The following is a 13660-nucleotide window of genomic DNA, read 5'->3' as shown; positions in this document are numbered from 1 at the left end:
CCCATCCGCGCCGCAAACACCTCCGACGAATCCAACAACTCCACCGCCATACCCACCCACTGCGACCCCTGCCCCGGAAACACAAACACCGTCCGTCCACCCACCACACGACCCCGCACCACACCCGACACCTCAACACCACCAGCGAGCCCGGCCAGGCCCGCCAGCAGCTCCTCACGGCCAGACCCCAACACCACCGCCCGATCCTCGAACACCCCCCGCGAACCCACCAACGACCGCCCCACATCCACCGGCGACCAGTCCTCGCCCGCCCCCAGCACCTCCACCAACCGACCCGCCTGCCCGACCACCGCACCCCCACCACGACCCGACACCACCCACGGCACCACCGAGGTACTGGTCTCGGTGTCGGTCTCGGCCTCGGTCTCGGTGTCGGTCGCGTGGACCTCCGGGGCCCTGTCCACGAAGGCGTCCGGCTGCTCGAGGATGACGTGCGCGTTCGTCCCGCTCAGGCCGAAGGAGGACACGCCCGCCCGGCGCGGGCGCCCGACGTCCTGCCACTCGCGGGCCTGGGTGAGGAGTTCTACCGCCCCGGTGTCCCAATCGACGTAGGGCGACCGTTCGCCGGCGTGCAGGGTCTGCGGCAGGACGCCGTGCCGCATCGCCATCACCATCTTGATCACGCTCGCAGCGCCCGCGGCGGCCTGCGTGTGACCGATGTTCGACTTCACCGAGCCCAGCCACAGCGGGCGGTCCTCCGGCCGCCCCTGCCCGTAGGTCGCCAGCAGCGCCTGCGCCTCGATCGGGTCGCCCAGGCGCGTACCTGTCCCGTGCGCCTCGACGACGTCGACGTCGAGGGTGGTGAGGTGGGCGTTCGCCAGCGCCTGACGGATGACGCGTTCCTGCGAGGGGCCGTTGGGTGCGGTGAGGCCGTTGGAGGCGCCGTCCTGGTTGACCGCGCTGCCGCGTACTACCGCGAGTACGGGGTGGCCGAGGCGCTGGGCGTCGGACAGCCGCTCCAACAGGACGAGACCGGCGCCCTCGCCCCATGCGGTGCCGTCGGCATCGGCGGAGAAGGGCTTGCAGCGGCCGTCGGGGGCCAGGCCGCGCTGGTGGCTGAACTCCACGAAGGTGGTCGGGGTCGACATCACCGCGACGCCACCGGCCAGAGCCAGGCTGCATTCGCCCTGACGCAGCGACTGCGCCGCCAGGTGCAGGGCGACCAGCGAGGACGAGCACGCGGTGTCGACCGATACCGCTGGACCCTCCAGCCCGAACGTATACGCGATACGGCCCGACGCCACGCTGCCCGCGGTGCCGGTCGCGAAGAACCCGTCGAAGCCCTCCGATGCCTGCTGCATGCGCGAGCCGTAGTCGTTGTACATAACGCCGGCGAAAACTCCGGTGTCGCTGCCGCGGACGGTGGCCGGATCGATACCCGCCCGCTCGAACGCCTCCCACGCCGTCTCCAACAGCAAACGCTGCTGCGGATCCGTCGCCACCGCCTCCCGCGGACTCATCCCGAAGAACTCCGGATCAAACCGATCCGCCTCGTAAAGAAACCCACCCTCACGCGTGTACGACGTACCCACAGCCTCCGGATCCGGGTCGTACAACCTCTCCAGATCCCACCCACGATCCGTCGGAAAACCCGAGATCGCATCAACCCCACCCTCCACCAACCGCCACAACCCCTCCGGCGAATCCACCCCACCCGGGAACCGGCACGCCATACCGACAATCACCACCGGATCCCCGGCGTCCAATCCAGAAGAGGCGGAAGGAACGGGCAGCGCGGAAGCCGAATTTTCGGCAGACGATCCCACCAACTCCGCAAGCAGGAATCCGGCCAGGACGGACGAGGACGGATAGTCGAACACCAACGTCGCCGGCAACCGCAGACCCACCACCTGCTGAAGACGATTCCGCAGATCCACCGACATCAAGGAATCAAAACCCAACTCCTTGAACGCCCGATCAGGCCCGACTGCCTCCACCCCGGCAAACCCCAGAACACCCGCCACCGCCGAACGCACCGTCTCCAACACCACATGCCGACGCTCGGCCTCGTCCAGATTCGCCAACCGCCTGGCCATTACACCCGCGCCATCACCGGTCGACGAGGCACCGGCCGCCGAACGCCGACGACGCACCCGGGGCGCCAGGCCGCGCAGTACGAGGGGGCTTTGGTCGTTGAGGTTGGTGGTGTCGAGGTGGGCGGGGGTGAGGGTGGGGTGGGTGGTGGTGAGGGCGGTGTCGAAGAGGGTGAGGCCTTGGGGGGTGGTGAGGGGGGCGATGCCGGTTCGGGCGATGCGGGCGAGGTCGGCTTGGGTGAGGGTGTCGGCCATGCCGGTGGTGTCGCCTCCCCACAGGCCCCAGGCGAGTGAGGTGGCGGGGAGGTGGTGGGCGTGGCGGTGGTGGGCGAGGGCGTCGAGATAGGTGTTCGCGGCCGCGTAGTTCGCCTGTCCGGCGTTCCCGGTGATCCCGGCGATGGAGGAGAACAGCACGAACGCGGACAGGTCGAGATCGCGGGTGAGGTGGTGGAGGTTCCAGGCGGCATCCACCTTCGGACGCAGGACCTCGGAGAGGGTTTCGGGGGTGAGGTTCTGCAGGAGGGTGTCGGCGAGGACGCCTGCGGTGTGGACGACGGCGGTGAGGGGGTGTTCGGTTGGGACGGTGGCCAGCACCGCGGCTGTCGCCTCACGGTCCGACAGGTCGGCCGCGGCCCACGTCACCTCCGCGCCCAGTTCCGTCAGTTCGGTGGTGAGTTCGTGTGTGCCGGGGGCGTCGGCGCCGCGGCGGCTGACGAGGAGGAGGTGCCTGGCCTGGTGGCGGGTGACGAGGTGGCGGGCGAAGAGGGAGCCCAGGGTGCCGGTGGCGCCGGTCACCAGCACCGTGCCTTCGGGGTCGAGGGTGGTCGGCACGGTGGTGTCGGTGGTGGTGGGTGCTGTGGTGGGTGTGAGGTGGGGGGTGTGGGGTGTGGTGTTGCGGTGGGCGGTTTGGGGGTGGTGGTGGGTGGTGGTGAGGGTGTGGGGGGTGAGGGGGTGGTGGTCGAGGTCGAGGAGGGTGAGGCGGTCGGGGTGTTCTGTCTGTGCGGTGCGGGCCAGGCCCCAGACGGCTGCTGCGGTGAGGTCGGGGGCGGGGTCGGTGGGGTGGGTTGTGACGGCGTGGCGGGTGACGACGGTCAGGTGCCCGTCGGTGTGGCCGGGATGCGCCAGCCACGCCTGGAGGGCGGTCAGGGTGTCGGTGAGGACGGTGTGGGTGTGGGCGGGGCCGGCGTCGTCGGGTGAGGGCTGGACGGTGAGCAGCACGTGGGCGTTCGCGGGGACGTCATCGAGGCTGGTGTGGACGGGCACACCGGTGAGACCGAAGGTTTCCGTGCCCAGGACCACCAGCTCACCCGTGTACCCGGCGGTCTCGGACCCGGCCCCGGTGTCGGGGGTGGGGGTCCAGGTGAGCTGGTAGAGGTCGTCCGCGGTGGTGGGGGCGGGGGTCAGCGCGGCGAGCTGGTCGGTGGTGGTCTCGCGGACGGTGAGGGCGTCGGCGGTGATGACGGGTGTCCCGGCCGGGTCGGTGGCGGTGAGGGCGTGGGTGTTCTCGCCGGTGGTCGTCCAGTGGACGTGCAGGGTGGTGGCGCCGGTGGCGTGGAGGGTGACCCCGCTCCACGCGAACGGCAGCACGACCACCGGCTCGCCCGCCCGGTCGTCCAGGAGCAGCGCGTGCAGGGCCGCGTCCAGGAGAGCCGGGTGGATACCGAACCCGGTGGTGTCGGTGGCGGTGTCGTCGGCGGGCAGGGTGATCTCGGCGGACACACCCCCGTCCGGGTGGCGCCACGCAGCACGCAGACCCTGGAACAGCGGCCCGTACTCATAACCCCGGGCGGCGAGACGGTCGTAGAGACCGTCCACATCAACAGGCCGGGCGTCGCTCGGAGGCCATACCGACGCGTCATCGGCCACTTCCGCAGTCTGGACGGTGAGTCGGCCGGTCGCGTGCCGGACCCACGGACCGTCCCCGTCCTCGGAACGGGAATGCACACCCAGTCCGTATCCGCCCTCATCGGGAGTGAGCGTGACCTGGAGCTGCACGCCCTCGCCGTCCGCGATCACCAGCGGTGCATGCAGGGTGAGGTCTTCGAGGTGTCCGGCGCCGACACGGTCACCCGCTGCGACGGCCAGGTCCACGAACGCCGTGCCCGGCAGCAGCACACTGCCCAGCACCATGTGATCCGCCAGCCACGGCTGAGCCGCAAGAGACAGCCTGCCGGTGAGAACCGCACCGCCCTCGTCCGCCAGATCCACGGCCGCACCCAGCAGACCGTGCCCGGCGACAGCCAGGCCGAGACCGGCGGCATCACCGGTGGTTACGGGGGCTTCGAGCCAGTACCGCTCGTGCTGGAAGGCGTAGGTCGGAAGCTCGAATGCTCGGCCACCGGTCAGTGCGGGGATCTTCTCCCAGGTGATGGGGGTTCCGGTGGTCCACAGGTGGGCGAGGGCGGTGAGGAACGTCTCGTCCTCGGGTTTGCCTTTGCGCAGTGCTGCGACGGCGAGGGCGTCGCCGTTGACGGTGGTGGTGATGCTGGCGGTGAGGACGGGGTCGGGGCCGAGTTCGAGGTAGGCGGTGACGGCGTGTTCGGTGGCGAGGTGCTGGATGCCGTGGTGGAAGCGGACCGTCCCGCGGATGTGACGAGCCCAGTACTCCGGTGACGTCAGCTCCCCGGTGGTAGCCACAACCCCGGTCACGTTCGACAGGACCGGGACCTGCGGGGCCCGGAAGTCCAGCGCACGGATCTCGCGGGTGAAGTCCTCCAGGACGGTGTCCATGTGGGGCGAGTGGAACGCGTGGGAGACCGTGAGACGCCGGGTCCGCCGCCCCAGACCACGGAAATGCTCCGCAACCGCCTCCGCCGCATCGGTGTCACCCGAGACCACGACGGACGTCGGCCCGTTGACCGCGGCCAGGGAGAGGTGTTCGCCGAGCAGGGGCAGTACTTCGTCCTCGGTGGCCTCGACGGCGATCATCGCCCCGCCGGCCCGGGCGGCCTGCATCAGACGTCCCCGTGCGGTGACCAGGCGTGCCGCGTCCGGCAGCGAGAGCACACCCGCAACGTGGGCGGCGGTCACCTCACCGACCGAGTGCCCGCCCACGACGTGCGGGATCACACCGTAGGACCGGGCCAGCGCGAACAGCGCGGTCTCCACCGCGAACAGCGCGGCCTGCGTGAACAGCGTCTGATCCAGACGCCCGTCCCCGCCCCCCTCCCCGTCGAGGACGACGTCCTTCAGCGGCACCGGCAGGTGCGCGTCCAGCGCGGCGCACACCTCGTCGAAGGCCCGGGCGAACACCGGCTGCGTCTCATACAGTCCGGCGCCCATGCCCGGTCGCTGCGAGCCCTGCCCGGTGAACACCACCGCCACCCGGCCCTCACCCACAGCGTGGCCCCGCACCACACCCGGCACCTCAACACCACCGGCAAGCCCGGCCAGACCCGCCAGCAGCCCCTCACGATCACCACCGAGCACCACCGCCCGGTCCTCGAACACCGCCCGCGAACCGATCAGCGAGACGGCCACGTCCACCGGCGACACCTCACCGGCCGACACCACCTCCAGCAGCCGCCCGGCCTGCCCGGCAACCGCACCCCCACCCCGACCCGACACCACCCACGGCACCACACCCGACACCACCGAAGTACCGGCCTCACCGGCCTCGCCCGCGTCACCCTCCGGCGCCTGCTCCAGGATCACGTGCGCGTTCGTCCCGCTGATGCCGAACGAGGACACCGCAGCACGCCTCGGACGGTCCACCTCGTCCCATTCCCGGGACTGCGTCAGCAGCTCCACCGCACCCGAATCCCACTCCACCATCGGCGAAGGCTCGTCGGCGTGCAGCGTGCGCGGCATGACGCCGTGCCGCATCGCCATCACCATCTTGATCACGCCCGCGACGCCCGCGGCCGCCTGTGTGTGCCCGATGTTGGACTTGATGGACCCCAGCCACAGCGGCCGGTCCTCCGACCGCCCCTGCCCGTAGGTCGCCAGCAGCGCCTGCGCCTCGATCGGGTCGCCCAGGCGCGTACCCGTACCGTGCGCCTCCACCACATCCACATCCGCCGACGCCAGACGCGCACTCACCAACGCCTGACGGATCACCCGCTCCTGCGAAGGACCGTTCGGCGCCGTCATCTGGCTGCTCCGGCCGTCCTGGTTGACGGCCGAACCGCGGATCACGGCGAGCACCGGGTGCCCCAACCGCTGGGCGTCCGCGAGCCGCTCGACGAGGAGTACGCCGACGCCCTCGCTCAGCGCGGTGCCGTCGGCGTCGGCGGAGAAGGAACGGCAGCGGCCGTCCGGCGACAGACCACGCTGGCGGCTGAACTCCAGCAGAGCGTTGGGCGAGGCCATCACGGTGGCACCGCCGACGACGGCGAGGCCGCATTCGCCCTGGCGCAGCGACTGCACGGCCAGGTGCAGGGCGACCAGCGAGGACGAGCACGCCGTGTCCACCGTCACCGCCGGGCCCTCCAGCCCGAACGTATACGCGATACGGCCCGACGCCACGCTGCCGGCGCTGCCGCTGACGATGTAGCCCTCCAGCCCGTCGGGCATGTGGGTCATGCGGGAGCTGTAGTCGTTGTACATGACGCCCGCGAAGACGCCCGTCCGGCTGCCGCGCACCGTGGCGGGGTCGATGCCGGCCCGCTCGAACGCCTCCCACGAGGTCTCCAGCAGCAGGCGCTGCTGCGGGTCGGTCGCCAGCGCCTCGCGCGGGCTCATCCCGAAGAACTCCGGGTCGAACCGGTCGGCGTCGTGGAGGAATCCGCTGCCCCGCGAGTAGACCGTGCCCTGGTGGTCCGGGTCCGGGTCGTAGAGCGTGTCGAGATTCCAGCCACGGTTCGCGGGAAAGGCTGAAATCGCGTCCCTTTCGCCGAGTACCGCGTTCCACAGGTCCTCGGGCGAGCGGACGTCACCGGGGTAACGGCAGGCCATACCCACGATGGCGATCGGCTGCTGATTCTCGTTCTCCATTTGCTGGACGCGCTGACGTGTCACGTGCAGATCCGCCGTAACCCGCTTGAGATAGTCGCGGAGCTTGTCCTCGTTCGACGACATGCGTTACCAACTCTCTCCTCGCGGGACCTTCGTTTCCGGACCGTGGGGACCACGCAGGGCCGCACGCCACAGGTTTCAGCAAGCTCGCCGACCCCACTAACGGGGCGCTTTCTCACGCCTAAAGCGGGCTGTGCGCCCGGCTGATCAGCGGATTCGGGGCCAAGCAGTGGGTTAGAGCGGCTTTAGCGCGGGTTCCGAGCATGGCCGGTGGCTCCACAGGCTGCTCGCCGGCCTTCGTCCCGGGCTCGATTCACTCGGAAAGGACCAGGATGGACACCCCTGACGTCCGCATCCTGTCGGTAGGAACGGCGCTTCCCGGCCCTGCTCTCGACAACGCGGCGCTCGCCCGCCGGTTCCAGATGGACGCATTGTGGGAGCAGTGGATCGACGCATTCGTCGGTACCGATACCCGCCACCTGGCGGTGGACCTGGAAAGCGGCGAGATCCGCTCCTCGCTCGCCGAGCTGGGCGAGACCGCGGGGCGGCGGGCCCTGGAGGCCGCCGGCCTCGGCCCCGGTGACATCACCGGCATGGTGCTGGGCACGGCGACGCCCGACCAGCTGATGCCGGCGACGGTCAACCTGATCGCCGACCGGCTGGGCATCAACGACGTGCCCTCCTACCAGCTCCAGTCCGGCTGCTCCGGCGCCGTGCAGGCCCTGGAGCTCGGCCGGCAGATGCTGTTGACCGGGCAGCACCGGAACGTGCTGGTGCTCGGCGGCGACGTGTGTGCCAAGCACCTGGACGTGACGCTGGACCTGCGCACGCTTCACCCCTCCGAGCTGGTCAACGTCGTGCTGTTCGGGGACGGCGCGGGCGCGGCCGTGCTCACCACCGACCCGGTGCCGGGCACCGCGTCGATCCGGCACATCTACACCCGGCTCACCGGCCTGAACCGGCCGCCCGGGCAGAGCGTCGAGTGGTTCGGGCGGACCGACCGCGGCTCGGACAAGCAGGCCGTCAACGAGGACTACAAGGCGATCGAGGACTCCGTGCCGACGATGTCGGCGGAGATCGCCAAGGAGATCCTGGACGAACTCGGCTGGCAGGACACCGACATCGACTACCTGCTGCCGCCCCAGCTGTCCGGCAAGATGACGGCCCGCATCGTGGCGGAGCTGGGCATCCCGGGCGCGGAGGAGATCACCTGCGTGCGCGAGACCGCCAACACCGGCAACGCAGTGCCTTTCCTGCAGCTGGAGCGGGCGCTGCCGCAGATGACCGAGGGCGACCGGGCCCTGTGCGTGGCGGTCGAGTCGAGCAAGTGGATCAAGGCCGGCTTCGCGTTGGAGAAGGTCTGATCCGCCGTGACGCAGCCCACCGCCTCCACGCCCGCCGTCGCCGACACCGCTGCGACGCCCTCCGCCCCTGCCCCGGACCCGGCGGCCCGGTTCCATGCCCTCCAGCGCTCCGGGCAGCTCGCCGAGCACTACCCTGAGCTCCGGGAGCTGCTCACCGATCTCTCCGAGAACGACCTCCTGCGCGCCGGGAACCACTTGGCCCGGCTCGGGCCGGACGAGGTCCGCAGACTGCATCCGGACGTCCCCGCCCTGCGGGTGGCGGTCACCGGCCACGGCACGCTGGCCGCTCTGGTGCCGCCGCTGACCGCGGAACTGGCCCGGCACGGCATCCTGCTGGACCCGCTCGTCTCGGACTTCGACAGCTACGTCTTCGATCTGGGCGACCCCGGCAGCGCGTTGTACGCGGCCGAGCCCGACGTCGTCCTGTGCGTTCTCGACCCGCGTGTCGTCCTCGACGAACTGCCCACCCCCTGGGGGCCGTCGGACGTCGAGCGGGTGCTGGCCGAGAAGACCGCGCTGATCGAGCGACTGGTCCAGCGCTCCGCCGCCGCCGGCCGCGGCACCCTCGTCCTCAACACCCTCCCCCTGCCGTACGGTGTGACGGCTCAGGTTGTCGACCACCGCTCCCGCGCCCTGGTCGGGGCGCTGTGGCGCGAGGCCAACGCCCGCCTGCTGCGCCTCGGGGCGAGCGCCCCGGGGGTCGTGGTCGTCGACCTGGACCCGCTGGTGGCCGAGGGGGTCGCCGTCGCCGATCCTCGGCTGAGCCTCTACACGAAGGCGCACCTGTCCTCGGCGCTGCTCGGCCGCTACGCCCGCGAGGTCGGGCACCTGGCACGGGCCCTCACCGGCCGTACCAAGAAGGTGCTGGTCCTCGACCTGGACGAGACGGTCTGGGGCGGCGTCCTCGGCGAGGACGGCATCGAGGGCATCGAGGTCGCCGAGTCCTACCGGGGCGAGGCGTTCCGGGCGTTCCAGAAGGCCGTCAAGCAGGTCACCTCGCAGGGCGTGCTGCTGGCCGCCGTCAGCAAGAACGACCTGGCCCCGGTCCGGGAGGTCCTCGGCACCCACCCGCACATGACCTTGCGGGAGGCCGACTTCGTCCGGGTCGTCGCCAACTGGCGCCCCAAGCACGAGAACCTCAAGGAGCTCGCGGCCGATCTGAACCTCGGCGTCGACTCCTTCGTCTTCGCCGACGACAGCCCGTACGAGTGCGGGCTGGTGCGCCGCGAGCTGCCGGACGTCGCGGTGGTACGGCTGGACACCGAACCGGCCCTGCACATCGAGAAGTTGCTGCGGGACGGCTGGTTCGACGTACTGGAGCTGACCGCCGCGGACCGCGCCAGGGCGTCCACCTACCGGGAGGAGCTGGAGCGCAAGGACTTCCTGGACAGCTTCGACTCGCTGGACGACTACCTGCGCGAGCTGGACGTGACGGTGCGCTTCACCGCGGCCGAGGACCGGGACGTCCCCCGGCTGTCGCAGATCACGCAGCGGACGAACCAGTTCAACCTCACGACCGAGCGGCTTCAGCAGTCCGATGTGCAGGCCCTGCGCGCCGATCCGGCCGCGCTCGTGCTGGCCGTCCACTCCCGTGACCGCTTCGGCGACAACGGGCTGGTCGGCGCGGTTCTCGCCCGGCAGGAGGGCGGGACGGCCAGGATCGACAACTTCCTGCTCAGCTGCCGGGTGTTCTCCCGGGGCATCGAGCAGGCGTGCCTGAGCGCGCTGCTCGGCCACTTCAAGGCCACGGGGGCGGAGGAGGTCATCGGCACTCACCGGCGCACCGCCAAGAACGGCAAGGTACGCGGCCTTTATCCGCTCGTCGGCTTCACCGAGGTGTCGGACGACGGCACCACCGCGGTGTTCCGCCACGACCTCGCCGAGATCCCGGCGGCACCGTCCCATGTCCGCCTGCAGGCCTCCTTCCGTACGCCGTCGTCCCCGGCCTCGTCGGAGAACGCAGGCGCGGCGGACAAAGCACCGCCCCTTCAGACCGACCACCCGTCCGGCAGCCCCGTCGGCGCCGGCAGCCCCCCTGGAGAGCCCTCGTGAACACCCTCGACGACTTCGTGACCCTCCTGCGGGACGAGCTCGGCCTCGACGTGACCAAGGAGGACGTCGGGCTCCCCTTCGACCGGGTGCCGGGATGGGACTCGGTGCACATGCTGTCCCTCGTGGTCATCCTGGAGCGCGAGACCTCACGTCGTATCGCGCTGCCCGACCTCCTGGAGGCCCCCAGCCTGGAGCGGGTCTACGACCTGGTGGCGGCGTGAGCACCCCGCTCTCCCGGCGTTCGCGGTACCTCACCCGCGAGCCGGCCGGGGAGGCCCGGATCCGCTTGTTCTGCTTCCACCACGCGGGCGGCGGAGCCTCCGCGTACGGCGACTGGCAGCGTGGTCTCGGCGCGGACGTCGCGCTGGTGCCGGTCCAGCTCCCGGGCCGGGAGACGCGCAACGGCGAGCCGCGGCTCCGGGAGATGGAGGCGCTGACCGACGAACTGGTCGACGAGCTCTCCGGTTCCGGCGCCCTCGACCGGCCGTTCGCCCTCTACGGGCACAGCATGGGCGCGCTCGTCGCGTACAACCTCACCCGGCGGCTCTTCCGGACCGGCGGGCCGCTCCCGGAGGTCCTGCTCGTCAGCGCCTACCCGGCGCCGGACCGCCCGCCGGCCCTCGGCAGCCTGCCGGAACTGCCGGACGACGAACTCGTGCAGGTGCTCATGGAGCTGGGCGGCATGTCCGAGGCGATCCTGGCCTACCCGGAATGGCTCGCCGCGGCACTCGACATGGCCCGCGACGACCTGCGGCTGTGCCGCAGCCACGACCGCACCTTCCTGCCCCGGCTGCCCGTGCCGATCGAGGTGTTCAGCGGGCGGTCCGACCCGCTGATGCAGGGCGCCGAACCCGAGCGCTGGCTCGATCACACCCGGGACGAATTCCGGGTCCACCGCCTCCCCGGCGGCCACTTCTTCACCCGGGAGTCGACCGACGAGTTCCTGGGCCTGCTGCGCCGGAGCCTCGCCGACACCCTGGCCCCGGCGGCGGGCGCCGTGGGCTCCTGACCGGTCGGGCACCCGGGCCCGCGGGCCCGGGTGCCCGTCCTCGTCCCGGTTCCGCGCCGCCCGCCGAGCGCACCGCCGACCGGACGCACCGCCGACCGGACGTACCGCGCGCGGGCCGACCCGCCCTGAGGTCGGCCCGCGCTCGCGTCCTGCGGACGCACCTCACGGCCACGCCCGCGAGCCGGCCGACGGCCCGCGAAGCCGCCGGCTCCACAGGCCCGACGACGCCGGTGAACGGGCGCCGACCACAAAACGCCGAGCGACGAACGCCGTAGCCGACGAGCGCTGATGACGACGAGAGGTAAGCAGCACGATGAGTACTGACCGCACCCCGATCGGCGCCGCATCGACCGCGACTCCGACCACCGAGGCGATCGCCGTCATCGGCCTGGCCTGCCGGCTCCCTGGCGCACCCGACCCCGACGCCTTCTGGCAGCTGCTGCGCGCCGGCGGGCACGCCGTGACGGAGACACCCGCCGGTCGCTGGGACGCGGACGAGCTCTACCACCCCGACCGTGAGGCACCCGGCAAGGCGATCACCCGACTGGGCGCCTACCTCGACCGGGTCGACGGCTTCGACGCGGACTTCTTCGGCATCTCGCCCAAGGAAGCCGTCGCCATGGACCCGCAGCAGCGCCTCATGCTGGAACTGGGCTGGGAGGCCCTGGAGAACGCGCGTATCGCCCCCGACAGCATCGGCGGAACCCGGACCGGTGTCTTCGTCGGCGCCATCATGGACGACTACGCCACCCTGCTCCAGCAGTACGGCGGCGCCGCAGGCATCACCAGGCACTCCCTCACCGGTGTCGAGCGCGGCATCATCGCCAACCGGCTCTCCTACGTCCTCGGCGTCCACGGTCCCAGTCTCGTCGTGGACTCCGCGCAGTCCTCGGCCCTCGTCGCTGTGCACCTGGCCTGCGAGAGCCTGCGCAAGGGCGAGTCCACGCTCGCCGTCGCGGGCGGCGTCAACCTCAACCTCATCCCCGAGAGCACCGTCGCCGTCACGAAGTTCGGCGGCCTCTCCCCCGACGGCCGCTGCTACACCTTCGACGCTCGGGCCAACGGCTACGTACGCGGCGAGGGCGGCGGCGCGGTCATCCTCAAACCGCTCTCCCGCGCGCTCGCCGACGGCGACCGCGTCCACGCCGTCATCCGGGGCAGCGCCGTCAACAGCGACGGCACCACCCCCGGCCTCACCGTGCCGAGCGCCCGCGCCCAGGAGCAGGTGATCCGCCTCGCCCACGAGCGCGCCGGCACCCGTCCCGAGACCGTCCAGTACGTCGAACTGCACGGCACCGGCACCCGTATAGGCGACCCTCTGGAAGCCCGCGCCCTCGGCGCCGCCCTCGGCACCCTCCGCGAGGCGCACCGCCCGCTGCTGGTCGGCTCCGCGAAGACGAACGTCGGCCACCTCGAAGGCGCGGCAGGCATCGTCGGTCTGATCAAGACGGTGCTGAGCATCAGCCATCGCGAACTCCCGGCCAGTCTCAACTACGAGACCCCCAATCCCGAGATACCGCTGGACGAGCTTCGGCTGGCGGTGCAGCACGAACTGTCGGAGTGGCCCGAGCCGGGTCAGCCGCTGGTCGCGGGAGTCAGTTCGTTCGGCATGGGCGGCACGAACTGCCACGTGGTGCTGGAGGACGCGCCGGTGGTGGCGGAGGAGGTGTCTTCGGCGGAGTTGCCGGTGGTGTCGGGTGTGGTGCCGTGGGTGGTGTCGGGTCGTGGTGGGGGTGCGGTTGCCGGGCAGGCCGGGCGGCTGCTGGAGGTGGTGTCGGCCGGTGAGGTGTCGCCGGTGGATGTGGCCGTGTCGCTGATCGGTTCGCGGGCGGTGTTCGAGGACCGGGCGGTGGTGCTGGGGTCCGGCCGTGAGGGGCTGCTGGCGGGTCTGGCCGGGCTTGCCGGTGGTGTTGAGGTGCCGGGGGTGGTGCGGGGCCGTGCGGCGGGCGAGGGCCGGGTGGCAGTGGTGTTCACCGGGCAGGGCTCGCAGCGACCCGGCATGGGCGCCGGACTCTACGACTCCCACCCGGTGTTCGCCGAGGCCTTCGACGAGGTGTGCGCCGCCCTGGACGCGCACCTCCCGGCCCCGCTCAAGGACGTCGTCCTCGGCGGGGCGGACGAGGGCGGGGAGGACGGGCGTCTGGATCAGACGCTGTTCACGCAGGCCGCGCTGTTCGCGGTGGAGACCGCGCTGTTCGCACTGGCCCGGTCCTACGGTGTGATCC

6 protein-coding genes are annotated in these 13660 nt (G+C 71.3%); 5 read left to right on the top strand and 1 reads right to left on the bottom strand.

Annotated elements, in window-relative coordinates:
* Nucleotides 1-7073 (bottom strand): type I polyketide synthase (locus ACH4PY_RS37010; RefSeq protein ID WP_398192918.1); only part of this gene is annotated, 7073 nt, incomplete at its 3' end.
* 269 nt (nucleotides 7074-7342) lie between these two features.
* On the opposite strand from ACH4PY_RS37010, the gene ACH4PY_RS37005 reads away from it, so the two are divergent.
* The 5 genes from ACH4PY_RS37005 to ACH4PY_RS36985 form a co-directional block, all read left to right on the top strand.
* Entirely contained in the window at nucleotides 7343-8374 is a 1032-nt protein-coding gene (locus tag ACH4PY_RS37005; RefSeq protein WP_398192917.1) for a 3-oxoacyl-ACP synthase III family protein, read from the top strand.
* A 6-nt stretch (nucleotides 8375-8380) separates the two neighbouring features.
* Nucleotides 8381-10426 (top strand): HAD-IIIC family phosphatase, encoded by a 2046-nt coding sequence (locus ACH4PY_RS37000; RefSeq protein WP_398192916.1) that lies wholly within the window; start codon nucleotides 8381-8383, stop codon nucleotides 10424-10426.
* Nucleotides 10423-10647 carry an acyl carrier protein gene (locus ACH4PY_RS36995; RefSeq protein ID WP_398192915.1) on the top strand — a complete coding sequence of 75 codons (225 nt, stop codon included), beginning with the start codon at nucleotides 10423-10425 and terminating at the stop codon, nucleotides 10645-10647. The genes ACH4PY_RS37000 and ACH4PY_RS36995 overlap by 4 nt, the downstream gene beginning before the upstream one ends.
* Nucleotides 10644-11435 carry a thioesterase II family protein gene (locus ACH4PY_RS36990; protein WP_398192914.1) on the top strand — a complete coding sequence of 264 codons (792 nt, stop codon included), beginning with the start codon at nucleotides 10644-10646 and terminating at the stop codon, nucleotides 11433-11435. Before ACH4PY_RS36995 ends, ACH4PY_RS36990 begins: the two co-directional genes overlap by 4 nt.
* Before the next feature lie 313 nt (nucleotides 11436-11748).
* Nucleotides 11749-13660: type I polyketide synthase (locus ACH4PY_RS36985; protein WP_398192913.1), on the top strand; the 1912-nt coding region annotated here is incomplete at its 3' end.

Source organism: Streptomyces sp. NPDC021224 (assembly GCF_044332905.1).
Lineage (GTDB): Bacteria > Actinomycetota > Actinomycetes > Streptomycetales > Streptomycetaceae > Actinacidiphila.
This window is presented reverse-complemented; position numbering and strand designations above follow the sequence as displayed.

Excerpts from the sequence above, each read along its gene's own strand:
- ACH4PY_RS37005 (WP_398192917.1), top strand. The coding sequence starts at position 7,343 with ATGGACACCCCTGACGTCCGCATCCTGTCGGTAGGAACGGCGCTTCCC.